This window comes from Sphingobacterium sp. UBA1897 (assembly GCF_002337775.1).
GTDB lineage: Bacteria > Bacteroidota > Bacteroidia > Sphingobacteriales > Sphingobacteriaceae > Sphingobacterium > Sphingobacterium siyangense.
In genome coordinates this window covers 1-22,544 of record NZ_DDGR01000011.1, presented here as the reverse complement: position 1 = coordinate 22,544, position 22,544 = coordinate 1, and the positions used below count along the sequence as shown (strand labels likewise).

Annotated in this window: 24 protein-coding genes; 4 read left to right on the top strand and 20 right to left on the bottom strand. The window is 36.1% G+C overall.

The features are described 5' to 3' along the window. Positions 1 to 149: 149 nt before the first annotated feature. The 6 genes from B4N43_RS07545 to B4N43_RS07520 all read right to left on the bottom strand — a co-directional run bounded on the left by B4N43_RS07545 (position 150) and on the right by B4N43_RS07520 (position 5,478). Positions 150 to 629 (bottom strand): hypothetical protein, encoded by a 480-nt coding sequence (locus tag B4N43_RS07545; protein WP_239468731.1) that lies wholly within the window; start codon positions 627 to 629, stop codon positions 150 to 152. 38 nt (positions 630 to 667) lie between these two features. Beyond that, a complete protein-coding gene (locus tag B4N43_RS07540) occupies positions 668 to 1,078 on the bottom strand; it encodes a Dabb family protein (protein ID WP_070565284.1) in 411 nt (136 codons plus the stop codon). A gap of 11 nt (positions 1,079 to 1,089) precedes the next feature. After that, complete coding sequence (locus B4N43_RS07535; RefSeq protein WP_112373530.1) at positions 1,090 to 2,415, bottom strand: hypothetical protein; 1,326 nt, start codon at positions 2,413 to 2,415, stop codon at positions 1,090 to 1,092. 87 nt (positions 2,416 to 2,502) lie between these two features. After that, positions 2,503 to 3,882, bottom strand: a complete 1,380-nt coding sequence (locus B4N43_RS07530) for a sensor histidine kinase (protein WP_112373531.1) — start codon at positions 3,880 to 3,882, stop codon at positions 2,503 to 2,505. Further along, positions 3,879 to 4,568, bottom strand: coding sequence for a response regulator transcription factor (locus B4N43_RS07525; protein WP_286733884.1), 690 nt, complete (start codon positions 4,566 to 4,568; stop codon positions 3,879 to 3,881). Before B4N43_RS07525 ends, B4N43_RS07530 begins: the two co-directional genes overlap by 4 nt. Positions 4,569 to 4,767: 199 nt before the next feature. Next, the gene (locus B4N43_RS07520; protein WP_146752979.1) at positions 4,768 to 5,478 is read right to left on the bottom strand and encodes an SH3 domain-containing protein; all 711 of its coding nucleotides are present in this window, start codon (positions 5,476 to 5,478) and stop codon (positions 4,768 to 4,770) included. A 295-nt stretch (positions 5,479 to 5,773) separates the two neighbouring features. Between B4N43_RS07520 and B4N43_RS07515 the strand changes: the two genes are divergently transcribed. Further along, on the top strand, positions 5,774 to 6,700 hold the full coding sequence (locus tag B4N43_RS07515) for a hypothetical protein (RefSeq protein ID WP_112373534.1): 927 nt from the start codon (positions 5,774 to 5,776) through the stop codon (positions 6,698 to 6,700). A gap of 226 nt (positions 6,701 to 6,926) precedes the next feature. On the opposite strand, the gene B4N43_RS07510 is transcribed toward B4N43_RS07515, so the two are convergent. The 3 genes from B4N43_RS07510 to B4N43_RS07500 form a co-directional block, all read right to left on the bottom strand. After that, positions 6,927 to 7,685, bottom strand: coding sequence for an NADAR family protein (locus tag B4N43_RS07510; protein ID WP_112373535.1), 759 nt, complete (start codon positions 7,683 to 7,685; stop codon positions 6,927 to 6,929). A 246-nt stretch (positions 7,686 to 7,931) separates the two neighbouring features. After that, positions 7,932 to 8,267: a hypothetical protein gene (locus B4N43_RS07505; protein WP_204990801.1), complete on the bottom strand. Its 336-nt coding sequence runs from the start codon at positions 8,265 to 8,267 to the stop codon at positions 7,932 to 7,934. A 566-nt stretch (positions 8,268 to 8,833) separates the two neighbouring features. Beyond that, on the bottom strand, positions 8,834 to 9,280 hold the full coding sequence (locus tag B4N43_RS07500; protein ID WP_112373538.1) for a nuclear transport factor 2 family protein: 447 nt from the start codon (positions 9,278 to 9,280) through the stop codon (positions 8,834 to 8,836). 244 nt (positions 9,281 to 9,524) lie between these two features. Between B4N43_RS07500 and B4N43_RS07495 the strand changes: the two genes are divergently transcribed. After that, positions 9,525 to 10,328, top strand: coding sequence for a type 1 glutamine amidotransferase domain-containing protein (locus tag B4N43_RS07495; protein WP_239468732.1), 804 nt, complete (start codon positions 9,525 to 9,527; stop codon positions 10,326 to 10,328). 89 nt (positions 10,329 to 10,417) lie between these two features. On the opposite strand, the gene B4N43_RS07490 is transcribed toward B4N43_RS07495, so the two are convergent. The 4 genes from B4N43_RS07490 to B4N43_RS07475 all read right to left on the bottom strand — a co-directional run bounded on the left by B4N43_RS07490 (position 10,418) and on the right by B4N43_RS07475 (position 17,019). After that, entirely contained in the window at positions 10,418 to 11,035 is a 618-nt protein-coding gene (locus tag B4N43_RS07490) for a hypothetical protein (RefSeq protein ID WP_286733881.1), read from the bottom strand. 615 nt (positions 11,036 to 11,650) lie between these two features. Continuing rightward, positions 11,651 to 14,299, bottom strand: a complete 2,649-nt coding sequence (locus tag B4N43_RS07485; RefSeq protein ID WP_286733878.1) for a hypothetical protein — start codon at positions 14,297 to 14,299, stop codon at positions 11,651 to 11,653. A 21-nt stretch (positions 14,300 to 14,320) separates the two neighbouring features. Then, positions 14,321 to 15,136, bottom strand: a complete 816-nt coding sequence (locus tag B4N43_RS07480; protein WP_112373541.1) for a GLPGLI family protein — start codon at positions 15,134 to 15,136, stop codon at positions 14,321 to 14,323. A 1,091-nt stretch (positions 15,137 to 16,227) separates the two neighbouring features. Next, entirely contained in the window at positions 16,228 to 17,019 is a 792-nt protein-coding gene (locus B4N43_RS07475; protein WP_204990803.1) for a hypothetical protein, read from the bottom strand. 536 nt (positions 17,020 to 17,555) lie between these two features. Between B4N43_RS07475 and B4N43_RS07470 the strand changes: the two genes are divergently transcribed. Further along, on the top strand, positions 17,556 to 18,077 hold the full coding sequence (locus B4N43_RS07470) for a hypothetical protein (RefSeq protein WP_112373545.1): 522 nt from the start codon (positions 17,556 to 17,558) through the stop codon (positions 18,075 to 18,077). Positions 18,078 to 18,140: 63 nt separating this feature from the next. After that, on the top strand, positions 18,141 to 18,683 hold the full coding sequence (locus tag B4N43_RS07465; RefSeq protein WP_112373546.1) for a hypothetical protein: 543 nt from the start codon (positions 18,141 to 18,143) through the stop codon (positions 18,681 to 18,683). Positions 18,684 to 18,861: 178 nt separating this feature from the next. On the opposite strand, the gene B4N43_RS07460 is transcribed toward B4N43_RS07465, so the two are convergent. The 7 genes from B4N43_RS07460 to B4N43_RS07430 form a co-directional block, all read right to left on the bottom strand. Continuing rightward, on the bottom strand, positions 18,862 to 19,116 hold the full coding sequence (locus tag B4N43_RS07460) for a hypothetical protein (protein WP_112373547.1): 255 nt from the start codon (positions 19,114 to 19,116) through the stop codon (positions 18,862 to 18,864). A gap of 61 nt (positions 19,117 to 19,177) precedes the next feature. Further along, the gene (locus tag B4N43_RS07455; RefSeq protein WP_146752983.1) at positions 19,178 to 19,732 is read right to left on the bottom strand and encodes a hypothetical protein; all 555 of its coding nucleotides are present in this window, start codon (positions 19,730 to 19,732) and stop codon (positions 19,178 to 19,180) included. A gap of 289 nt (positions 19,733 to 20,021) precedes the next feature. Beyond that, entirely contained in the window at positions 20,022 to 20,330 is a 309-nt protein-coding gene (locus tag B4N43_RS07450; RefSeq protein ID WP_286733872.1) for a hypothetical protein, read from the bottom strand. A 3-nt stretch (positions 20,331 to 20,333) separates the two neighbouring features. After that, positions 20,334 to 20,750 (bottom strand): hypothetical protein, encoded by a 417-nt coding sequence (locus B4N43_RS07445; RefSeq protein ID WP_204990805.1) that lies wholly within the window; start codon positions 20,748 to 20,750, stop codon positions 20,334 to 20,336. An 87-nt stretch (positions 20,751 to 20,837) separates the two neighbouring features. Next, positions 20,838 to 21,242: a hypothetical protein gene (locus B4N43_RS07440; RefSeq protein WP_145327746.1), complete on the bottom strand. Its 405-nt coding sequence runs from the start codon at positions 21,240 to 21,242 to the stop codon at positions 20,838 to 20,840. A gap of 189 nt (positions 21,243 to 21,431) precedes the next feature. Continuing rightward, a complete protein-coding gene (locus B4N43_RS07435; protein WP_112373552.1) occupies positions 21,432 to 21,812 on the bottom strand; it encodes a hypothetical protein in 381 nt (126 codons plus the stop codon). Positions 21,813 to 22,015: 203 nt separating this feature from the next. Then, a complete protein-coding gene (locus B4N43_RS07430) occupies positions 22,016 to 22,402 on the bottom strand; it encodes a nuclear transport factor 2 family protein (protein WP_112373553.1) in 387 nt (128 codons plus the stop codon). Positions 22,403 to 22,544: the final 142 nt, after the last annotated feature.

The following is a 22,544-nucleotide window of genomic DNA, read 5'->3' as shown; positions in this document are numbered from 1 at the left end:
GGTTCAACATAAAAATTGGCGTCGTACAGTGAAAATCCAATAGTCTTTAAAAACATTGGATGACGAAACAAAAAAGAGGAAACGATAGGAAAAAAGAAAAATTACTGGCAATGTTGTGCCACAGGTCAGACTGCGGCACAACATAAATGTTAGTTATTTTTTGTTACGAAAAGATCATCAGCCCCCTCATTGATAGGGATATACAATCTTTCCCAGCTTTTTGAATGAACCATTTCCCAGCTATGCCCAGTACCTTTCAAATCTTCAGCCAAAAGAATCGTTCCAGGTTCAATTAAAAAAGTTGAACCATCGCTGACTTTAAATTTGATTTTACCTTTCAGCGTAACCACGTATTGTCTTCTTGGAGCTGGATGAGCGTTTTTCTCCCATTCTTCTGTTTTATTGCTTGTCCAAAATGTACTCGTATTGGCGTGTTTCAATGTTGGAATAAAGCCTTTTTGAAACGAGCAGGTTCCATCCGGATTGTTGATCAATCGCACTGCAGGCATTTTACCTTCGGCTTCCACGTTGACCTCCTTAATTTTTCCATGACCTTCTTGCGCTTTCACAGCGGTTAAGCTTGATGCTGCCAATACGCAAGCAATAGTTAGTTTGGATATCATTTTCATTTTGTAATGTTTGAAATTATTATTTTGTTGTTTTAATTTTAGAATTCATAAACCGTGTCGTGCACCATCATCCGTTCAAAATAAGGTTTGTATTTAGCGACAAGGGCGAGATGTCCCGGCAGTTTACCATAAGCCTCTAGTTCCTCCAATGTCGCAAATTCCATGGACGCATTGTAGGTAAACGAGTTGTCCAATACCGCTCTTGGGGAAGAAGCAGCTGGCTTGCCATAACGTACATTTTTGACATAGGGAAGCTTTTTAAGACCTTCAAAAAACTGTTTAAACTCTTCTACCTGTTCAGCAGACAAATCAGGTTTTAGCCAAAAAAGCAAATAGTGGAAATACACTTTTTTTGTTTTCGCTTTTTTCTCTTTTGCCATCAGTGAGGTGGCCGCAAAGCTCATTACGCCAGCAGTACCTAGTGTAAGGATAAAATCTTTTCTTTTCATGTTATTGCTATTTAATTAAAATCAATTCTATATTTAAGCACAAATGCCCACTTGTGATCTGTTACCACAGCTTGATCCGCAGCATTTAAATTATAGATCGGACGATTTTGCGCATCAAAAGTCAGCCGGCTGCTATTACCGTGCATCAGTAGCGAGATACCTGCATCATAAATTAGACTTTTGTCTTTCAATGCCTTGTAGTCCCCTACTTGTACAGAAACCGCTGGCTGCAGCTGTAAATTATGTTTGGATGGATTGAAATAAGGGAGTGTACCGCCGACCTGTGCGTAAAATGTATTTCCCGTGCCAGCATTTGGCAAGCTATTTCCCGCACCATTCAGGCTTGCATTGGCCGCATCGATACCTGTCGCGGGGTTGTTTGTCCCTGCAAAGCGGAGATAGTTAGGACCATAATCGCTGTGCATGGCCATACCATAGGCACTAATCGAAGTTCCTTTCTCTTTGTCGATGGGCGCGTCATAGATGATATCCGCTGCAAAATTGCGCATATCGTCATTTTTGGTCATCTGCCGTTCATCCAGATGCCAAAGGGCATTGTGCATATACTCAAATCCAGCCCCTATGCTGAGCACATCTTTTTTACCGAGGTATGTACCCGAATTGAATGGCGTTTCGTTACTTTCTTTATCGTGAAATGCGTAGCGGAAGTAACCTGACACATCTTTGCGTGCTTCATTTTTGCTGAAGGTGGCTTTATTTAATTTTGGATCAGCACTGGCGGCGGAATATGGATCAGCCAGTACCACCCGATAGTCAAATTTTCCAAGCTGCCCTTTTGCATAGATGCTCATTTCACGCACGACCATATCAGTAGCTCCAGTATTGGATGTCGCATACAGGGGCAAGTCGTAAAGCAGCGTATTGAGCGGTCCTGTTGTAAAACGGGAAAGACCGCGCCAAGTCGAACGGCCGCCACCGATCGCAAATTTGGGGCTGAAACTATATTCCGCATAGGCATCCAAGAGATCCATATACGTATTAGTCTTGCTGTTGACGTTTACGTTAGTAGGCCCCATCTGTAATACAAACAGTAAATTTTCGGTAGGCTTATAAGTCATCTTTGCCCTAATACGCCGCAAAGAAAGATCAGATACATTCGAAACGGACTCGTTGTTTACCAAGCTTCCCGGATTGAGCTGGCTATATCTCGCCCACAGCTCAGCGTATCCGCTGAAGCTGATATAACGTGTATGCTCCTTATTTAAGAAATGAGTAAGTTTTGGATTTCCAAAATCATTGGTTTGCGCCTCGGCGAGCTCTGCGCTACCTAGTCCCAAACTGAGGAACAATGCCAAGGTAAGCTGTTTTCTATTCATGATTCAACCTAATTTTGTTTTTTTGATAAGTCAAAATTAGGCTGAATATGGAGGTGATATTATTAGAAAACCATTAGAATTTTTAGCTTATTCAAGCTCCTTTGGATAGGCCAGTTTAAGTTCGACTGAAAACACAGTCCCTACATGGAGAGTTGAATTAACCGCTACGTTACCCTGATGCATCTCAATAATTCGCTGAACAATTGAGAGACCGATGCCATGTCCCTCTTTTGAAGGCGTACCCGCCACACGGTAAAACAAATCAAAGATATGCGGGATATCCTTGCTGTCTATTCCGATACCATGATCTATTACCTGCACCTTCGCTACGGTTTTATTTCTGGAGAGCAGTACCTGGGCATGCCGATCGGCACTATATTTACAAGCATTCTCGATCAGATTAGCAAAGGCCACTTTCAAGAGGTAGGCATTTGCAGATACCAAGATTTCCTCTTCGTCGATTGCAGCATTAGCATCAAAAGAGATGCTTACCCGATAGTCTTTATTTTTCTCTAAGACCACTAACTTTGCTTCAAGCAGTATTTCATCCAGTCTGATTTCTTCAAAATTTACCTGCGAACTATCGTAGTTTGCCCGGGCAAAATCCAGCAAGGCTGTCGAAAGTACCGTAGCCTCCTTCGCATCGAGCAATGCCCTATCAATAGAGTTAAAATACTCATCCACATTGGTATTCAGCTGCTGCGCCAATTCCAGTTCGGCGATCATAGCTGCCAAAGGTGTTCTAAACTCGTGTGAAATAATGGATACAAAATGGCGCTGGTTATTGAAAGATTTTTCCAACCGATTGAACGTATTGTTGAATGTTTCGATAAGTTCTGAGAGCTCATCTTTTGCATTACTATAGGAGACACGCGTGCTCAAGTTATGTTCGGACACATCCTTGATCTGATGTATAATGTAATTGATTGGCTTAAGAATATAACGTGCAAATAGAAATGAAGAGAAAAAAATAAAAAATAGGGCAACGATATAAATCGTTATCAAAATATTTTTCAGCCGTTCCATATGTGCAAAACCCGTTACATCGTACGCATGTCCGATCAAGAAAAAAGGCTTACCCTCAAATTGATAGTTTAAGCCCATATACAGTTCTTTGCCTTGCTCCCATGTAAAAAAATTAGACGTTTTGAAAGATTCCAATTTAACATCGGGATACGTCGGTTCGCCTATATCGGAAAAAACAACCCTATTCTGCTGATCGAAAACAGTAATCTGGGCTTCGTTGATCAGCTTTTTATTTTGTTCATGAATTCTTCTTATCTGATGTTCCTGCACCTGTGCATCAAAAATAAATTCTGCGCGCCAGATGATCTTATAGCGCAGCCGATCCACAAATTCTTCCTGCCGATTTAATTCCGAAAAGAAATAAACCGCATAGGCGAATAGAAACAAGATGATAGCCGAAGAGAGCGTAAATACCCAGGAAGTTCTATTGACAATCTTCATTCTTTATTGGATAAAATAAATCCATGTCCGGATTTCGTATGAATCAATTTAGGTGAAAAATCCCGGTCTATTTTTTTACGCAAATAATTGATATATACATCAATATAGTTTGTTCCGGTATCAAAGTTTTTGCTCCATACATTACGTGCTATTTCATCCTTGCTGAGCATGGTCTCCCTATGTTTCAAAAAGAAGTGGAGGAGATCAAACTCTTTGGGAGTCAACTTGATAAGTTGACCCTGACTATGAACCTGCTTACTCCGGAGATCAATACTGATACGATCATAGGTCAGCATCCCCTGAATCTCTTCTTCACTGATTTCCCTGTGCCGCTTGAGCAAGACAGCGATACGTGCAAAAAGTTCACGTATTTCAAAAGGTTTCACCATATAATCATCGGCTCCCGCATCAAAACCAGATATTTTTTCATCAATACTGCCCAATGCTGTGAGCATGATGATTGGGATCCTCGGGTAAGCCGCACGCATCTGTTTACTGAGCTCAATCCCATTCATTCTTGGTAACATGATGTCTATGAGAAGTAAATCATAGTCAACAGATTTGGCTTCTTTGATCGCTGATTCCGCATCACCAAAAACATTGACCAGGTAGCCCTGACTTGCTAATCCTTTTTTCACACTCGAAGCAACGCGTTCATTGTCTTCTACGACCATTATTTTCACCATTCTAGCATGCTTGTATGTATCTACTAATACTCCTGGACAAAGTTAGTTATTTTTCAAAAAGGCTGGAGAGTTCGGTTTCAACTTATTAAATGTAACAGCAGTATAGTCAAAATCCTATGCGCTCCTCATAGTAGCGCAGCCTCCATGAACTTTAGACAACGGTCAGGAAAACTCGGTAAATTTACCGTTATCGTTATTGCTAAAATGGCATGGTTACAACTCGTGCATTATATGTACCTTTTTTAATCTCAAATAAAACTGCATACCCACCAGCCCCATCGCCGTTAACAGTACTGATATATAAAATATCATTTGAGTCATCATAGTAGCATGTTGCAAACTCGTTGTTTACATCAAATAGGCTTTCAATTTCCCTTGCCGGGATCTGGATAAATCTTCCCTTTATAGTAGCTTCAATGGAGGTATAATGGCTTGTAGGGATTTCGCCACCTGTTCCCCAGACCTGCTGCTCTCTAAATTTGTCTACAACGGTATAGCCATCATATTGAGTCGATGAAAAATCACCTTTATTTTTTTCATAATCGGAACTATCTGAATTTATTTGCACGGTTATATCTTTTGCCATAAATTTTGCTGTGCCTTCATCAGAAAATACAGTAGGGATCTGCTTATAGGATTCGATATATTTAATTCTTGAATGGTGTACATAGCCAGTGATACTCTTGTTGCTTTTGTCTGTATAATCTACAATTACCCAATCGCCGAACTGGTCATCAGGAAATGCATAAACAATTTCATCAGCAGCAATTTTTGAAACAACCGCACTATTCACTGTAGCTTGTTTCCTCACATTTACATAGCCGTCTTTATCAATGATTTTTGCAAATTGGGCCGAGGCCAATTGGCATACTGTGAGAAAAAGTAGTACTAAAAGATATCTGTGATTCATTTGGTATAAAGTTATTACTAATAATATTTTGCCCTCAGCTTAATAAGGTCTTCGATCATTTTATCTTCTTTAATTGAGGTACTGTATACAAATTTAAACTGAAAGCTGATAATTTCGTTACTTTTATTTCATTTGCTACTTTTTAATTACTCAGCTCATAGCGATAAATTTCCCTAAACTTATTACATTCAAAACCCAGCGCAGCATTACATATTATTTCACTGGCAGAAGAATTGATTTCAAAAAGTTTTGAAATAACCGTAAATTCATTTTAAAATAATAATGTTGAATTAGAATGATGAGATACTTTATATTGACAATCGCTTTTTGTGCATTCGTGTTTGTATGCTGCAGTAATGAAAAAAATGGTAAAAGTGACATTAAAAAAAATGACCAAACCGACACGGAGGGAAAACTTCCTATGAAATCTTATATGCTCAATCACGAAATAAGAAATATAGACTATGAAATATATTTAAATGATTTTCTTATTGCCCATTCACAGGAGAACAATGGTATCCCTGGCCCTTACAAGTTGAATCAGTACATTTTTTCCAGTGGAATACAGGAGGTGAAAATCAGGATCTCGTCAAATAAGAGCCAAAAATCGATAACTTCTGATATGCTCAATGAAATAAGTAGAAACACAGGGATCTACCTGCTTGAAAATAAAGATTATGGTAATATTAAGGAGATCAAAAAACTTGAATTTCCAGCGCTTGAAAAACCGCTAGATGCTTATACGCATACCTGGGATTTTGAAGCAGAAGCGCCAACTTCGGTCACAAGTCTGAACAATTCCCAGGATCTTTCAGAAATGAATCAAAATAAGCTACAGGTGGAAGTATTAGCAAAATATGATCAACTACGTAAATTTTTGCTGTCAGGACATACGGATGAGTTTCTGCGAGAAATCGCAAACGCGAAAAGTAATCTCTTTATATCCGAAGGTTTTTCGGAGGCCGAGCAGGAAGCATACAATGACAAACTTAAAAAGTACCTGTCTGCACATAGCGATCTACTTCCCGACCTTAAGGAATCTGCAATAAAATTATTCGGGCACGGAAAAGCCGTTGCACTTGAGCAAAACCTCACACTGTCATCTGGAGAAAACAAAAAGAATGACGAGCAAAATTCTAATTATATAATTTTCCACAAACCTCATGGATCTGATTCATTTGAAGTGTTTCGCTACTTTATAGCTTATTCAGGTGGAAGGTAGGTGTGGCATGCTGAAGCGGTGACAAGCTACCTTTCGAAAGAAAGGTTTAACATAAAAATTAGCGTCGTACAGTGATCCAATAAACGTTAAAAACATGGCATAACGAAACAGCAAAGTCTACCCGAATTGTTCGATTTAATTTTATGTATAATGTAATTGGCTAAATTCGGCATGTCAAAATAGCTTGATCAATCTTTTCATGAAATGGGGACATTCCTATTTTGAGCTAATAAAAATCCATCCATGAATAAGGAGGAGGATAGGTCAGTTGATATATCGTTTGTTCCCTTTCAGACAGATTATCATAATAAGTACCGAATTCGCTCAAATATTCCTCACCCAATCCCATTCTCCAAAACATATCCCTACTGTCCTTATCGGAAAACTTCGACCAAGGCGGTGGCATAGCGTTTTGAAGTGCTTGAAATTGCCCAAATTGACCTAGAAAATCTCGTACTTCCATCAATGCAAAGCCTAATAAATTTTGACCGCGCCAACAATAGATGTTTTCAATATCGACGTCATCTTGTGCAAGTCCAATACCCCATATGGCATCAACGGGGCTTGCCTCAACAAGAACTCTATTTTCTGTTTTTAACAGATATTCCGCCAACGCCCAATATTGATTAAACTTATGAATATTTCCGTTCCTAACAATCTCAAATTTGCGTTCATTCCAAATCTGATCATCATAGCCTACAACTTGCCTTCCCAACTCTTTGACCTCACCCGGTTTAATACAGTTGATGATTTTCTCAAAATTCTTCTTATCATCAAAAAGCAATGCTTTTTGGGCCATCATCCAATGTTCCGCAGTCCTATAGGTAATATTATCTACTGTAAACGGACTCTCATACCATTGACTGAAAACAAATTTTCCAACTTCCTGATTATGCTTAGCTGTATGTCCCCAAAAGAAAAGAAATTTGAAGCTATCTCCATTTTCAAATCTATCGGTTAGCCACTTGATAGTATATTTTACCATATGCTCAATTCAAAATTGATCGCCTATTATCCATCGACATACAATGATACGCAAAAAATTGAAGCCACATCTCTCGAAGTTGCTTCACAACTTATCTATTTGTTAGGGCTGGCTCTTATTTATACGAATCGATTGATTTGGAAGATTTTATAGCATACTTTGGAATGAACTGTGTATTTATTAGCACCAAAACAGCTACAATCTAAGTTAACAATTATGCTACATATTTATTTGCCATCTAAAGCCTTATACTTCACGAAATTCTACAGATTGAATATTAATGAAATCAATAGAAATTTTAGTTTCTATTAGCTTTTTATGACCTTTTGAATCCTCTACATATAAATCTAGAAAAATACAGCCACTTTTATATCCGTGTTCGAGATATGGCTTATATTGAAAACTGTCTTTTCTTCCTTTAAATTTATAATCATATCTTAGTAAGGTATAATCATTATCCCAAAGATAAATTTCGATATCTGTTCTAAGAGCTCTTTTAACAGCAATATAACGATGTAACAAAAGTAAACTAATGCCCAATGTTGCTACAGCTAGATAAAATGTTAATTCATTTAAACTCATTTTTATTTTCTCTAATAATAGTATCTACAATTCAAGTAATAGCATAGTGTTCCATAAAGCATTCATAACTTGGGTATTCATTACCCAAACGCTCGCATTTTATTTCACTATGCTCATCTCTATAGTTTTCTGCCGATAACGTATCCAACATATTCCGTTTTATTCTCGCTTTTAGATTGATACGTTTCATTTTATTCTCTCATTGAACTCAGCTAAAAGTATTAAAAAAATACGCTATTAAAACTATTTGTAAACGACTATTGTTCTTACAATACAAAACGGCTACAAAATTCCTTTCGAAGGAAAGTTTAAATATAAAAATTGGCGTCGTACAGTGAAAATCCAATAGTCTTTAAAAACATTGGATGACGAAACAAAAAAGAGGAAACGATAGGAAACATAAAAATTACTGTACAAATAAACGCTAAGAGAAAGGGTCTGATGAGAATCAGGCCCTTTTGACGTAAAAAAGCCAGATTTCACGACCTGGCTTCTAAACTAAACTTAAATAGATGATTCACTAGTGGTATGTCTTTTATTATTTGTAAACCACTAGTTATTGGCTCTTATTTATACGAATTGATTGATTTGGATACTTTCCAGTCATTACCCACACGCTCCAGAGTGACAAGATCAGTCTTGGTGAAATCCTCAAATTTCAAAGTCACTTTAGCGATCATATAATCTGCGGATTCTTCTAAAATATCTGTGCTTACTGTACAGTTTAGCTTCTCTCCTTTTTGTTTTTTGAAGGATTTAACCACTTCGCTACGGCTGTTAGACAACGCATTGGTAGTTTGGATCTTTTGATTAAAATCAGCTGCAAATAACTGCTCTACGCCTGCTGATTCGCCCCCAGTCGTTACTGCAACATAGTGCTCTAAAGCGAAATCAGCGGTGGAAAGGTTAACGTTTGCTTTTGTTGCTTTTGCTCCAGGTCCTTCAGCTGCCATAGCGAAAGTAGATACTGCGATTAAAGCTGCTGCTGTGAATGTTTTTACTAATGCTTTCATAATGTCTTTATTTTATAGTGTTAGTTTTTCATCTAAATAATTTGTTCTTCAATTGTGATGAAGCTATTATGAGCATTTCCATCGATGCTCATGATGGTTTTTGTTCTTATTTGTTGACTCAAAACTACGACACAATAGGCCCCTAGCCTATCGGCTTTAGACTAACGATTAGGAAAACTCGGTGAATGGCGGAAATGGGAAGGTGAATTTTAATTATGTGATGTAGGTCACGTTAAATTACGATATGAAATCGAGAGATTTGTTCCAACAAAAAGAAAATCTCAACGATATGAAAGCAAAACAACTCTTTATACAAATAGGACTATTTTTGACTTTATTCACCCTAATAGTACCCCATTGCTATGCAACAAATCGAAAACCGAAAATTCTATTTGTAGTAACTAGTCACGATACAAAAGGTAATACAGGCGAGAAAACAGGTTATTATCTCGGGGAAGTCTCACATCCCTGGGAGGTTTTAACAGCGGCTGGATATGAGATTGATTTCCTTAGTCCACAGGGAGGGAATCCACCTGTGGATGGATTTGACCTGACTGATCCTGTTAACAAAAAATTCTGGGAGGATAAATACTACCACAATAAAATCACCCATTCCCTTAAACCTTCTCAGGTAAAACCGGAAGATTATAAAGCCATTTTCTATGCCGGAGGACATGGTGCGATGTGGGATCTGCCTTTCGATTCGACAATCGCAAAGATTGCAAGCAAGATATACGAAGCAAACGGCGTTGTCGCAGCTGTGTGTCATGGTCCTGCTGGCTTGATCAATATCAAACTGAAATCCGGTGAATATTTGATAAAAGGGAAAAAAGTCAATGGCTTTAGCAATGAAGAAGAAGAGCTTGTAAAGCTCAGCAATGTTGTTCCCTTTCTACTAGAAGATAAACTAAAAGCTATAGGTGGGATTTATGAAAAATCAGAGCCTTGGCAGTCGCATGTCACCATTGACGGCAGATTGATCACTGGCCAAAATCCTCAATCAGCCAAGGCCATAGGCATGGCCATCGTCAAGGCATTAAGTAAGTAAGTAAGTAAGTAAGAAGTAAGGTATACTTCTCAAGATAACAACATTGGCCTTTGAAAAACCATAGGGTCTTTCAATATTATTGCGGAGAATCAACTCAAGAATATTATGATACGTAATATAATTAAACCAACACCAACTAAACAGATCATAAGTGGAGCAATGATGCTTCTCTTCTTATACTTTATTCCTTTCAAATATTGATCCCAAAACCCAAACTGCAATATGGCGGCACCTATTCCATACAACAAAATACCAGTGAATCTACTCTGATCAAAATAATCTTTAAATTCATTGTATACTAAAATTAACGCTAGGGTATAACCAAATCCAAATAGGAGTGTTGCCCATGCTTCTTTTTTCTTGGATAATGTGAATAAGTTAATCGCTAACAATATAGCGCCTGTAAATAATCCGAATAGTATACTAAAATACCATATTGCTTTTTGAGAATAGAAACTGACGGAAGCTTTTTCAGCATCTTCATCAATATCCCATGTGTTAAGGGATTTGTAATCAGGTTCCTCTTTTTTCCTTGATGCTATAAGTTGATTTATCTTAACAATTTCTGTTTCGGAAAAAAAATAGCCCCTTTTTTTGAGAATGTCGAAAGCCATTTCTATAGCTTCAGGGACTGATCGGGTATCTTCTGAAGTATACCGCAACAGGTCCTTATTGGATAGTTTTTCTAAGACTGATCTTTTTACCATAAACCTAATATAACCAAACTACCAATTACAATTATCACACTTTTAAAATAAGGGTACTAAAATATTATTATCTGAAAACAAATGTTTCTTAATCATCTCGCAGTTTAGATCTAATATTCCATTGTAGCAGTAATTTCATCAAAGAAGTAAAATAACTGACAGGTGTATTAAGTTAATTTCATATAACATTGCAATAGCGATACAAAAATTAAGATATTACTGGCAATAAAACAATATACTATCCACTTAATTTTAAAGCCATAATAGAATAATCCCAATATCCATGGATTCCCAAAAAGATATATTCTAAAAATTTGAAAGCCATCAAATTTTTGCCCTAAATGAAAAAAATCAGCCAATAACTGACTAAAACATCCTTTAATTGCCTGGTGCTCTATCGCAATAAAATTCATCACGATCAAACAAACATAGGTCAGAATATAAATAGTTGGAACAACTTTTTTATTAATTTTCACTTCTTAAACATTTATTGATTTGTACGTTGTATAACTTGAAAACAGGTCCATCGACCACCTCACTGGAAGATAGAAATTAGCTAAATTATCAAAGGTCATTTGAGAGCCTTAAGTTAACAAATTCTTTGGGAGTTAAACACTAGATTTTAAATCGCATTGCAATCAAAAACTGTCTTGGCCTGAGTTCGAAATAACTCTGTATAAGCTCATAATCTGAGGAAAATTGCTGCAGATAGTTTTTATTATCCAAGATATTGGTTGCTGTCAGCTCTAAATCGGTACGCCAATGGCTTAGCCTGAACCGATAAGTTGCGTCCATAAAATACTGACTTTTTTGTGCCTTGACATTATTTGCATATAATGAATTGGACAAGGTGATCAAATGTCGATCATGGGGCGAAATTACCAGATTAAAAAAATGATTGTTATATAACAGCTCATTGCGCTGCCCAGCAGCCAATCTATTGTGGGTCCGCCCCATGGCAACCCGGTAATCTCCAGAAATTAACGCTGAAGACGAATTGATCAGCTCAAGTGTGAACGACTGACTGTTTACATGTTGCTTCACCAACTGCTCATTCAGCAAATAATCTGAATTACTCCAACTGAAATTACCGTTTAACTTTGCTACAGTTTTGATACGGACAAATAGTTTGGAAAGTCCACCACTGATCCCATGCGATAAACTCTGTGCATTTTGATTAATAATACTGGTCGAGCTACGTCCCATACTGTCCAATACTGTACTGAACATATAGTCACGCCAACTTTTTCTAAAATTATAACTCAGATTGGCAAAGCTTGCCTTCAAGGTGTTTTTATACGCATAATGTATTCCTGTACGCAGCTCTTCATTCTTGAGTAAGCGTGCATCATACTTTTGGATACTGCGATACTGACTAATGATGTAACCATTGTAGAAATTGTCGAGTCCACCAAAATTTCGACCTACACTCAGATTTGTACTGATCGTATTTTTCCCGTTAAACAGATAGCTCATCGAAGCAGAGGGATTCCAACTGCTCCGCAATTCATTTTTCAGACGCTGTATGCCTTGCTGTTTGACATTATAGTAATATTGACTGAACGGTAGATTGAAACTGTATTTAAACTTGCGCACTTCTTTCCCAATTTGGAGCGCCATCCGCAGCTGCATCTGCGCGCTATTCATAGCATTGAAATAACCAGTATCCAGGACGCGAATATCATGCTGATCATGCAGCTCGATATAGCTGTTTAACGTACTGTTGTTGTAATTCAGATTGATGCTAGGTGAAAAAGTCCATGTTTTGATCTTGCGCGATAAACTCAGGCCATTTTCAAAATTAAAGCTCTTAAAACGAACGATCTGTCCCATCTGATCATAGGGCATCCCGCCGTTGAGCAACGATTCAAACTGACCGGGATTGACCGTAAGACGTTGAGGTGTACTGTGCCACTCTAAAGTAGACGTGATATTGACCAACTGCTTGCCTATAAAACGGCCGAGTGAAAAGGAATTGAGAAAGGCTTCGTCTGAGAACTTTTTGTCCTGCTGTATAGGGATGTCTTCATTAAAAAGAATATTACCGGCACTGTTGTTCCAATGTTTACGATAATTGGTACTGTTACTAAAAAAAACGTTTGACTCGTTCTTTTCGACCAGCATCCCAATATTCAACTCATCGATACCATAGCGATTGTCCACCACCTCCTGGTTGTGGATCACTTCGTTGTTTGTAAAATATTGTGTCGACGTTGTTCCTTGCAATTTTCGATTATCGTGGAAATAAGAAAAATTACCTTTGACTTCCAAACCGTTCTTTAACTTTTGAATCATATTGCTACTCATTAAAAAGATCTGGTTGTTCAACCATTTTTTCTGATCGAAACCCGGAGTGGCTACCTCCCGAATGGAGAGATAGGACGATCCATCTGAAAAGCGAGATCGCGCTGTAAAATAACCAGTACCTGAATAGAATGGTTTTAACTGCTGTGACACATCATCACCAACATTGTTCGTCTGAAATGAATTGAGCATTTGAAAGGTCTTGGCAAATGTCATTGGCGTAATATTAGCATCCCAAAGCGCAGGAGCTGCTCCAAGACCTAGTTTACCGGTACCTGTTGTGGTAAATTTCTTAAGCTGTAAATTAAGGGTGGCGCGGTTGGAAAAGACCAACTTATCCAACATTTTGATGGGTTGATGATTTTCAAGGATCTGGACTTTCATAACCGCATCTGCTGGAAGATTTTGATTGATAAGCCCGTAACGTCCGCCCATCATGTCCAATCCATTGACCCGATACTGTTGAATAGGTTCGCCTTGGTAAAAGATCTGACCGTTACGCATCTCTACGCCCGGAAGCTTTTTGATGATATCACCTATTACACGATCTTGCGTTCCTGTAAAAGAAGCTACATTATAATTGATCGTATCTTTTTTTTTGTACACTGGCACATCCGACACCTTTACCTCTTGTATTTTCCGCACCTCACTTTTTAAAATATAAGCATAGTTTGCAGTCGCATTGGCAACATGTACGCTACGTTTGGCATAACTGAGATGATTAAAATCCAACTGTAGTGAATCTACATCGCTAACTTTAACAGTAAGTTTGAAGGCTCCACTAGCGTCACTTTTTGAAAAGTTCAACAAGGCTGCAGAACCGATTTTTTTATAAGACACAGTGACATTGGCGATCGGTTTTTGATTTTCGTCGAGTAATTTGCCTGTAATAATGGTTTGCGCAAAGGAATGGCCACCTATCCAGATAAATATGATGGTGAAAAAAAGTTTAGCTAGCATAGCGTCTGTTTGCACATCTCATTATTGCCGCTCGATAGGGTTATTATCTGTTTTCATTTCTGCACGGATATTTATTTTACTTTCGTCAGATAATATAGCTCCGGTCAACAGCGCATATTCAATCATATTATCCCTTAATTTTTGCCTTTCCTTATAAAAATTAGCTTTTGTTGTCTTTTGGATAATAAGGTCTGGGCGTAATTGATCGAAAGTGGCCGATACACTGTTTACTTTGCTTATGGAGACCATATCGAATGTGAAATATTTATCCTGATCTGATATGGATAACACTAAACCGGGTAGTCCACAAAACTTATACGGACCATCTGAAATCGGTATATCCACGGTGAACCACGCGATCCATTTTCGCCCGCCCCAGTCCGTCGTCGCTTTTTGACAAACAAAATGGTGAATATGAGCAGTGTCCGGGTGTATTTCCCATTGCATATCCGTCTTATTTTCCTCGTAGTAGGACAACTCATTATTTCCACTAAACCCCACCCCGTTTATAGGATCGTAAGTGGAAATGACATCTCCCCGTTTTACAATTAAAAAATTATTGGGTGCTATACGACCATAACTGTAGAAAAGCATATTACTGCCATGTTTGAGTGCCAATGCTGAATCAGCTCTAAATTTTGACAGGGTCTGAAAATGACTTTCTTGCTCACCGATCGTCAATTGTGTAAAAATACTTTTCCGCGAAACACTGGATGTACTATCGTTCTGATAAGTAAACTTATACATGATCTTCATATCGAATGCCACCGGTTTGACCTGAGCATGAACGGTAAATTGAAATAATAAAAAAAACAGTGGGTAAAATAGTATTTTCATAATTAAAACGGATTCACTTGAAGAGGATTATAGCAGTTTTGATAGGCTGTTTTTATTTGGTCCGATGTAGGATTAACATCTATTTTAGTATACGTCACCGTAATAGGATCTAGCAAAAATGCACAAGTATAATTTAGATCACTATTTTTACCTTTAAAAAGAGCAGATTTACCCATAAATTAAGCGTTTCGTTTGGTTAAAAAATTACAAATCATACTAACTAGCGTCACCAGAATGCACATTTACACTTCAAGTTATATATACATTACCGAATATTAAAATATTAAATCAAATCAATCGATTGCGTTATTTTAAACGGAAAATAATTTACGAAAACCCCACATTCCTAGCGAGCTATTTTAGTGATCTTCTTTCTTTTCGATGTTGCAATAGTCTCCATATCTTGTACGATGCATCGTTTCGATATGGCAAAAGAAAAAAAGCCACATTTCCCAAAGTGGCACACGAGTATGTTAGCAGCGGCTGCATACACTTGCTTATAATTAAATTTTTGATTATTTTTAATTATAAAACTTTTAAAAATGAAATTTTCTTTGATATTAATAGCTTTATTTTGGCTTATTAGTTATATAGTAGTGGTCGTTCAAATAGCTAAATCAAAAGGGAGAATACCTTTTTTGAGTATTATACTAATGTTTTTATTTCCTTTTTTATGGGTGTTTTTTGCACAACAACTGTCTCGTGTCGAAGAAGTATCTAAGACTAAGAAAAAGAAATATATCTAATCGTTATAACTTCTACAACCTAATAGAACATTAGGTTGTAGAAGTTTTTTAGTTCCCTCTAATTTCCCATATGTCCAATTGCCATAAAACGAGTTCTTCTGTGAAGAACTACTTGATGGATCGCTTACTTTAGCATCGGTGGCATTGTATAGTAATAATCTTTTTTATAACGATCTACATTCACTGATGCGAAACCCACGCTATATTCAAATAATGTGAAATCAAAACGAAAAGGAATAGATTCTTCAAAAAAAACTTTAAAATCTTCATATAACGGTTGCTCTATGAAATACGATTTTGGGAGGTAAAAGCCAAACAAGAGTAATTTTACGATTATTGCTATTGCTAAAATGGCATTGTTACCACTCGTGCATTATATTGACCTTTTTTAATCTCAAATAAAACTGCATACCCACCAGCCCCATCGCCGTTAACAGTATTGATGTATAAAATATCATTTGAGTCATCATAGTAGCATGTTGCAAACTCGTTGTTTACATTAAATAGGTTCTCAATTTCCTTTGCCGGGATCTGAATAAATCTTCCCTTTATAGTAGCTTGAATAGAGGTGTAATGGCTTGTAGGGATTTCGCCATCTGTTCCCCAGATCTGCTGCCCTCTAAATTTGTCTACAACGGTATAGCCATCATATTGAGTCGATGAAAAATCACCTTTATTTTTTTCATAATCGAAACGATCTGAATTTATTTGCACGGTTATATCTTTTGCCATAAATTTTGCTGTGCCTTCATCAGAAAATACAGTAGGGATCTGCTTATAAGATTCGATATATTTAATTCTTGAATGGTGTACATACCCAGTAATGCTCTTATTTCTTTTGTCTGTATAATCAACAATTACCCAATCGCCAAACTTTTCATCAGGAAATGCATAAACAATTTCATCAGCAGCAATTTTTGAAACAACCACGCTATTCACTGTAGCTTGTTGCCTCACATTTACATAGCCGTCTTTGTCAATGATTTTTGCAAATTGGGCCGAGGCCAATTGGCATACTGTGAGAAAAAGTAGTACTAAAAGATATCTGTGATTCATTTGTCTAAAGTTATTACTGATAATATTTTGCCCCCGACTAATAAGATCTTGGACCATACGATCTTTCTTACGATGACTCATAATTACGAATTTAATTGAAAGATAACAATCTCGCTACCTTTATATCATTTGTTGATTAAAAATATTTTAAAATATATGCTCGAACTAGCTATTTACGAATTTATATAATGAAGATCCTTTTACCCGTTTTCTGCTGAAAACTCGCTAGGATTAATGAATTTTTGTAGATAAATTTCATCACTAAACAATTCTAAATGTTCTTGCAGCAATCTTTATGTCGCTAGAAGTGGAAGCCGTTTTAATAACAGAACAGTATAACTTACTAATAAACGCTATTTTTTGATTTTTCGAACATACGCTTAACAAGACAAAAGCTATCATCGTAAATCTAAACATAATTAGTATTTTCATGAAGAGAATTTAAACATTAAACTACTGGAATATTCATTTCGTGGCCAGCTGTTTAAAACAGTAGTTATCACTTGATCTTTAGTAATAATAGCGTGTTCCGGCTTTGAAATCCTGGATGTACGCAGAATCTCAAAACCTTAATTAGAAGTTTGTAAGAACCAAAGGAAACCAAATTAGTTAAAAAAATGAAATTTTTGATTAGAGTAATTTTATTGACGATAATTGATTTTGTAATTATTTGGATATGGGTTAGACAGGTGAACCCTGATCCAAGCATTTCTATTGGAATTTTAATACTTATTCCGCTTGTAGTCATCTTGAATTTGATTATAGCGTTGATTTTATACTTCACGAAAAAGGAATTTGTTGCCCTTTTCATAGTTAATTCAATTATTTCTGGAATATTAATGTCATACTTATTTGGGAAAGGAATTGATAGATACCAAAATAATAGGCTTGAAAGCTGGACCTTTAAATTGAAAAATGAGACCTACACGATTACACATTGGAAGCTCGAAAACACTTTTAGTATCAGTGAAAGTAGCAGACCTGGTTCATCAAGTGAATTTTTATCGGGGAAATTCATTAAAAAAGGAGATAAATACTATCTGTCAACAGACACAACTGAGTTCATCATCAAAAAAGGATATCTGTATAAATTTAGAGATGATAGCGACAGTATAAAGTTGACTAAAATTGAAAGATAGTTACTTAAATAATAGTTATAACTATATTATCAATTTCTGTTATCTTTATAAAAACATGATGATATGGTCGACCTAGAACGCAGAAAGATGCTTGCATATCACCTAAGACATTTAGTCATCGGGCGTATTAGCAATGATGAGTTTGAAGAGGAAATGCAAGACAATGTATCTTTTGGTTATCTTCCTGAACAATATTATTCCTCAAAACAAGCGAAACTTGATGACCCTATTATAAGGCCAATGCTCGAATTAAGCTGGTGCTTATATAGCGACTTAGGAAATCATAAACTTACAGATAAACACCAACTCGCTGATGAAGAACTAAAAAACATTGCTCGGATTATTTTATTCTTAAATTCAAATTTAGAGTACGAATGGCCTTACTTTGATCGTATAAATCCACTAATACGGTTTTCATTTAAAGACTTGTTATTTACTATCCTAAGCTTGGGGCAACATTATAACGTGAAATTAAATGAATGGAAAGTACAGTTTGAAAAATTTAAGAATACAGGAGATCACGATCTATGGCCCTTCATCAGCAAAGAACAATATGAACAGCAATTGAAAAAACAACCATTTTTATGGGGGCGTAAACCTGACTGAATTTAGCAAATCATTCTTCCCTTTTGATCGTAAAAAAATCGGTGTACAGTCTTTGAAAAATGAGAATAATAAGCTTTGCAAAAATTCACTACACTTCTTAATAAAAATCACTTCGAACACTTGTAAGAATAACCAATAAATATTTCATATTTTAATCTCTTTATTTTTAATAATATGATCAAACTAAAAAGACTTTTCTTGAATATCTAATTTGGTTTTCCTTATTCAGAAAACCCTTATTCTTCTGATACAGTTCCTCATCTATAAAATAACTGACATCTTCAAATAAGAAGGTTTCAGTTGTCACCTGATCCTGAAAAAGCTCATAAAATTTTTCATAAGGAATATGAGAAACATTCATGAAGCCAAAAACGTAATCCGCTCCTCTTAAAACAATTTCTAAATAAAGTTGGTAATAATACTTTTCTGCCATAATCAATTGATCCTATTCCATTCAAACATAGCACGCTAAAGCGAAACCTGCATTAAAAAGGTTAAAATTCCTCAAAAGAAATCGTTTCTATTTGATTCTTATCCGCACGATTCATATCAACCCTTGTAGCCATAAAACAAAATCCGTCCGATATTCCCATACCAACTTGATTTTTAAGATTACGAATATATTGAGTGTTCCAGTTCTTTACCTTTTCAACAATATGAGAGGATATCTCCACATTAGCCTTTTCCAGATCAGTGTTACTAAGCAACAATTTAACAATGTGAAGTTTTTTACTACCAGCCTGCCGATGATAACTATAGGCTGCTCGATCATTCCAGATTAACCCAACATAATCTCCCCAAGCAAGATTAAATCCCTCTAAAATCGTAAAACGATCTGATGAAATCACATCGAAAGCCTCTTTTGCCAATATATTTCGACCTTGCTTTCCAAAATAGATAATACTTGCATAATCGTCCTTTTTATCCATATTATTGAAATAGATTAATTGATCCATATGAACTTTTTCCAGCACCCCGATAGCCTTTTTCGTTATAACCATATTTCCTGAGCAGGCTGTAAATAAAAAACAAATTAAACCAATTTTCAAATAATGTATCATAAGCTAAATTTTATGTTATATGCAATTCAGCGCCTAATAAGAAGATCCTTTACCATAGAAGAAGATATCTCAATCCCTACTCTTGAATAGTGATCATCCGACTACTATAATGCTTTTGACCTAAAGCTTGAAGAGGATAAAAATCTTTTAATGATACATTGTTATAAAACCTATTGCTCTCAATTTTAAAAATAGAATCTTTTACAGACATTAACATGGAAGTAGTGTCAATACAGATAGCACATTGCTGTATCTCCTGTTTAAAAAAAATAATTTGTCATTTTTTACAGAAATTGAATTCTTTTATATAAGGATTTTTTCTTGCATAATACGTTATTTTTAGATGGTCTAGATCGTGAAGAATATCCGCTACCCGGCTCGCTTTCATTGTTTTTGCACGACCAATTGAAAAATTCGAACTATCCTGGTAGAAACCGCTTAACAAATCATCCATCTGCCATGAAATATCGTTTACATAGGACGTATCCGAAGAGAAAATCATCACCTTGTCATATTGGCTATTTTCTTTACTACTGTTTCCGCAGCCCAACAATACGGGAAACAATACATATATAAGTCGTTTCATATTTTAGGTTTTTGAGACATCACAGACGGTTACCTCTTCCTTACTTAACCAGCGAAATGTAGCAGGTTCATCCGAAAGCACCTCAATTGCATTTTCTAAATTATAAATAACGAAATGTTCAATATTTTTTCTTTCTAAAATATCATAGCTGCCCTCAATAACTGAATCCAAATAAGCCGAGCATGTAGATCTTGCAAATCCCCGAAAATCGTCGTTCTCGTTAACCATCTTCATTAGCGCCAAGTCGATCGTAACTTTATACGAAACAAAATACTCAAATTTTATTTCGAGAATTTGAGTGTGATCAACTAAGTTTTTTAAAAGAATAACTATTTCACTGTATTCCACATACATTTTATAAAAAAATAAATCTTGAGGAAGGGATAAATCAATAGCCCATTTTTCATATTTATCTTTCATCGTGTAGTATCTAAATTTTGTTTCTATTACTTTTTCGTCCAAATTCAATATGGGGCCGCTGATGTTAGTCCTACAGGGCCAACCTGACTACCTATCCAAATTTTCAATTTCATTTTTGAAATTAGCTAATAGAGAATAAAATCGAGTTTTCAATAGCTCACTTTTTCTTTTATTATCTATAACAATTTCATTAAAATAGATCGCATCAACCCAAATATTTAAATTATTAATATTCGTTTCGAGCATGAAATCATAGGCCTTTTCGATATCTGATAATTCGAAACTTGAATATATATCCTCAGATTTGGATAATTGCATAGCTCTCAATAATAGCTGACTTGACCTTGAATCCATTTTATAGCAATTATTCAATTGATCAAAATTTTCCAAAAACGACAGGTCATTACCAACTTCACGCTGAAGTTGATTTAATGCTTGGGCTAAAGAATCTTCAAAACTTTTTAACGCCAGTAGGTGCTTTTTAATATCCATTACTTATTCTTTTTTACCCCCAATAATCTAGGTAACTGATCGCTCTATTTTTTCACAATATGATCAGCCATAGTTACGAATCTTGAGGTTCTAATCCTATTTTATTTCCTGTTCATAGAAGGCTTGTCACTGAAGATTTAGAGGACAATACCAGTACCATTATCAGTTCTTATCATAAGCCCAGTCCGATTAAAGGTTAATCCAGGAAACTTCAGGATCTTGAAGAGTAATTACATCAATTATATTATCACTAGTACATACCATATAATGATACTTCAGTAAGTCATCAAAGATTCCATAACTCTCCTCATCAAACCATTCAAGAAATTTTGAAGCATCTGTTTTACAAAATGTATATATTGAGGGATTATCCAAAGTTTTCATTCGTCCTGATTCAATCACTATTCTATAGGCTAATGGATTGTTAAATTCTATTTTTAAACACCTATCAACGAGATCAGATTGTTTTAATAAGACAACCTGTTTCCCTTTTTTAAAATACATTTCATAAAAAAACGGATTATTTGGTAGATCCATTATCGGATCCCATCGCGTATACTTTTCTGTCATAATTACTATAATCTAGCAACCACACGCTATTTGCACGAAATCTCAGCATGAATGGTGAATACCTAAAGTTAATTTAAAAGTTCCATAATTGATATATCAAAAAAGCCACATCTCTCGACGCGGCTTTTAAACTAAACTTAAATAGATGATTTCAGTAGTGGCCTGTCCTCCACTCGATCTGGCAGATTACTAGCTATTAGATTTTATTTATACGAATTGATTGATTTCGAAACTTTCCAGCTGTTACCCTCGCGCTCCAAAGTAACCAGATCAGTCTTGGTAAAATTCTCAAATTTCAAAGTCACTTTAGCCACCATATAGTCTGCAGATTCCTCGATGATAGCTGTGCTTACTGTACAGTTTAGCTTTTCGCCTTTTTGTTTTTTCAAGGATTTAACCACTTCGCTACGGCTGTTAGACTGCGCACTGGTAGCTTGGATCTTTTGGTTGAAATCTTCTGCGAATAACTGCTCTACTCCTGCTGATTCTCCTTCCGTAGTTACCGCAACATAGTGCTCTAAAGCGAAATCTGCTGTGGAAAGGTTAACGTTTGTTTTTGTTGCTGTTGTTCTAGGTCCATCAGCTGCCATAGCACATGTTGATAATGCGATTAGGGCTGCTGCTGCGAATGTTTTTACTAAAGTTTTTTATCGAAATTATTTGTTTTTTATTTGATGATAAAGCTATCATGAGTGTCCTTTCAATACACTCATGATGGTTCATAATGTCTTT